General features: G+C 68.2%; 4 protein-coding genes. All 4 read left to right on the forward strand.

Translation table 11 applies throughout. The features are described 5' to 3' along the window. Positions 1 to 684 precede the first annotated feature (684 nt). The 4 genes from AB0M20_RS32875 to AB0M20_RS32890 all read left to right on the forward strand — a co-directional run bounded on the left by AB0M20_RS32875 (position 685) and on the right by AB0M20_RS32890 (position 3,422). Complete coding sequence (locus AB0M20_RS32875) at positions 685 to 1,218, forward strand: hypothetical protein (RefSeq protein WP_364304233.1); 534 nt, start codon at positions 685 to 687, stop codon at positions 1,216 to 1,218. Then, on the forward strand, positions 1,121 to 1,366 hold the full coding sequence (locus tag AB0M20_RS32880; protein ID WP_364304230.1) for a DUF5372 family protein: 246 nt from the start codon (positions 1,121 to 1,123) through the stop codon (positions 1,364 to 1,366). The genes AB0M20_RS32875 and AB0M20_RS32880 overlap by 98 nt, the downstream gene beginning before the upstream one ends. A 146-nt stretch (positions 1,367 to 1,512) precedes the next feature. After that, on the forward strand, positions 1,513 to 2,229 hold the full coding sequence (locus tag AB0M20_RS32885; RefSeq protein ID WP_364304231.1) for a recombinase family protein: 717 nt from the start codon (positions 1,513 to 1,515) through the stop codon (positions 2,227 to 2,229). Beyond that, the gene (locus AB0M20_RS32890) at positions 2,148 to 3,422 is read left to right on the forward strand and encodes a recombinase family protein (protein ID WP_364304232.1); all 1,275 of its coding nucleotides are present in this window, start codon (positions 2,148 to 2,150) and stop codon (positions 3,420 to 3,422) included. Before AB0M20_RS32885 ends, AB0M20_RS32890 begins: the two co-directional genes overlap by 82 nt. The last annotated feature ends 60 nt before the right edge of the window (positions 3,423 to 3,482 follow it).

Genomic DNA, 3,482 nt, shown 5'->3' on the forward strand with positions numbered 1-3,482 from the left:
CGAGCCGCAGATCGTCAAGAAGCGGCAGCGGCGACTCTCGGGCGTGGACGAGATCGTGTTGTCGCTATATGCCAAGGGACTCACGACCGGGGAGAGTGCGCCGTGAGGCGCTGTTGGATTGTGTGGAGGTGAGAGACCTTCGCCTCGGGCCTGTCGCAGCAGGTCCGTGAAGCTGGGGGCAGCCTGATCCGGGAGGTGCCGGGGAGGGTGGCAGCGGCCCCGACAACGCCGGGGCTTGTCAGCACTGCCAGATGGTGCGGGTCCGGCTAGCGAACCGGAAAGGCATACGCGAGGAACCGGCGTTTACGTCTCCTAAGTGGTTACCGGCTCGAATCTGGCGGATCAGGGCCGGTTGCGGTGCGCACCCGCTCGTCATGACGGGTGGGGAACTCTTGGGCGGGGATTTTCACCTCCGTAGGGAGGCCATGGTGAAGGTCTGCGGCGTAGCCGTGGCGATGCCGCGGGGACAAAGTCGGGTGCCTCCTTCGATGAGCGATCCAGCAGTGAACACGGGAACCGCCCGGCGACGGTTCCCGGCAGCGGGCAGCCAGCCTGCGGGTCGGGATAGGCACACCGTCTGCTGAACGCGTCGGGTGGGGCGGAGCCGCCGTAGTACTCCGAGGCCGGGAAAGCCGATCGCATGGGGAAGGGCGGCAGCGGTAGTCGAGCAGACGAGGAGCTGTAATGCCGAAAGACGCGCCGCCGAATGGCGGTGCTCTCGACCCGGTCCCGGTGGGGCCGTGGTCGCGGGTATCGGGGATGCAGGCCAAGCTGCACCGTTGGGCGGCGGCCGATGCGGGCCGCAGGTTCGACGATCTGTTCAACTTCGTGTGTGACCCGGCGACGCTGATCGTGGCGTTCGAGCGGGTCGCGGGTAACACCGGGGCGCGGACTGCCGGTTCGGACGGCCTGACGGTCGCCCGGATCGAGCAGCAGATCGGCGTCCCGGCGTTCCTGGACGGCATCAGGTCGGCGGTCAAGGACGGCTCGTTTCGTCCGCAACCGGTGCGGGAACGTAAGATCCCCAAGCCGGGCGGGTCGGGCAAGGTCCGCAAGCTGGGCATCCCGACGGACGTCGCAAACCGCCCATTCGCTCAGGCAGTATCCGGGTTCGCTGCTGGTGACGTATCCGTTCCACCCCTTGGCCGGCCGATCTCTGGAGATCTTGTACTCGAAGCGGCGTGGCGGTGGTCGGGTGTTCGTCTGCGACGCCGGTGACGGGAGCAGCGTGACGCTTCCGATCGAGTGGACCGACCGTGGTCCGGCGGCGGACGAGGCTCGCCTGTCGACTGAATCGCTGACTGAGTTGCTCGTTGTGGTGAATGCGCTGCTCGGGGGTTGCGCTGACCGGGGCGAGGGGGTCTGAATCGTGACGGAACTACATGTGTGTAGTTTACGCGGTTCGTCATGGTCAGGGATGGTGCGGCATGGCCATCGGGTGTTGGGATCGCCCTTAGGCCGTCGCCGTGATCGCGAACATGGTCGAGTCGCTGCTTGCTGGAGGTGGCTGCCATGAACGGGGAAGCGAAGATCACCGCGTCGCACCGATCTCGGACCGCGATCATCTACGTCCGGCAGTCGACGATGGTGCAGGTCCGCGACCACACCGAGTCGACCACGCGCCAGTACGCCCTGGCCGGCGAGGCCGAGCGGCTGGGATGGCCGGCCGGGTTGATCGAGGTGATCGACACCGATCTGGGCGTGTCAGGCCGCTACGGCAGCGACCGCGGCGGGTTCCGCGAGATCGTGGCCCAAGTGTGTCTGGGCGAGGTCGGGGCGGTGTTCGGGTTGGAGGTGTCGCGGTTGGCCCGCTCGTCGGCGGAGTTCACCCGGCTGCTGGAGCTGGCCCGGCTGACCGACACTCTGGTCATCGACGCCGACGGGGTCTACGACCTGACCGACTTCAACGACCGGCTTCTGTTGGGACTCAAGGGAAGCATGTCCGAAGCCGAGCTCCACCTGTTGTTCGGGCGGCTGCAGGGGGCGATGCGTGCGGCGGCGGCGCGGGGAGAGTTGCGGTTGCCGTTGCCGGTCGGCTATGAGTATGACGTCGACCGGCTGATCGTGTTGACGCCGATGAGCAGGTGCGTCAGGCGGTGGCCGACGTGTTCGCAGAGTTCGCCCGGACCGGGTCGGCCTACGGGGTCGTGCAAGCGTTTACCGGGCGCAGGTTCCCGCTGCGCGCCTACGGCGGGGTGTGGGCCGGGCAGCTGCGCTGGGGCAAGCTGACCCACGGCCGTGCTCTGGGGGTGCTGTCCAATCCCGCCTATGCGGGTGTCTACGCCTACGGTCAGCACCGCATCGTGCGCACGGTTCGTCCTGATGGGACAGTCAGGACCGCCAGTCGGGTGCTGCCGCGGGATCAGTGGCAGATCCTCATTCACGACCATCACGACGGTTACCTCACCTGGCAGCAGTACCTGGACATCGAGGCGAAGCTGGCCGCCAACCGCACCAACGCCGGCGGCCGCCCGCCGCGAGAGGGAACGCCGCTGTGTCAGGGCATCATCAGCTGCGGCCACTGCGGGCACCGGGTCGGCACCCGCTATCAGGCCAGGAACCAGGTGGCCTACTACGACTGCATGGGCCACCGCGACGCCGCCCGCGGCCAGCGCTGCCGTTCGGTGGCCGCCTCGACCATCGACGCCGCGGTGACCCGGCTGCTGCTGTCCACCCTGACGAGCGAGCAGATCACCCTCGCCTTGGACGCCGCCGAGCAGGTGCAGCAGCGGCACACCCGCGCGCACCGCGCCGCCGAACTGGCGGTGCAACGCGCCCAGTACGAGGCCGACCGGGCCGAACGCGCCTTCGCCCAGGTCGAACCGGAAAACCGTCTGGTGGCACGCACACTGGAAGCGCGCTGGGAGGCCAAACTGGCCGCCCTGACCGACGCGAAAGCCGCGCTGACCGCTGCCCGTGACTGCCGGCCGCCGCTGCCCGACCGCGACAGCCTGCAACGACTCGCCGCCGCCCTGCCCCGGCTCTGGGACCACCCAGCCACCAGCGCCAAGGACCGCAAATGGCTGCTGCGCACCGTCATCTCCGACGTCACGGTGCTGTCCGAACACGACAGTGATCAGATACACGTCGGCGTGCGCTGGCACACCGGCGCCGCCGAGGGAATCATCACCACCCGCCGCCAACCCGACCGGACCCCGACCGGCGCGGTCGAGCTTGCCCGCCGCCTCGGCGGCGTCCTGTCCGACGATCAGCTGGCCGAAACCCTCAACGCACAAGGTTTCCGCACCGGCAAAGGCCACCAGTTCGATGTCAAAGCCGTCCGGTGGATCCGCCACGCCTTCAAGATTCGCGCTCCACGCACCCAATGCCTGGGCGACGGCGAGATCACGATCAGGGACTGTGGATCTTTCGGTGTTTCCGGCCTGACCGCCGGGCGTAGCCCGGCGAGGGAGGCCTCGTGATGAGCGCGACACTGGACGATGTGACCACTGGCAAGAAGAAGCCTGAGCCGTCGGCGGAGG

Origin of the sequence: Actinoplanes sp. NPDC051633, from assembly GCF_040681735.1 — a bacterium.
Taxonomy (GTDB): domain Bacteria; phylum Actinomycetota; class Actinomycetes; order Mycobacteriales; family Micromonosporaceae; genus Actinoplanes.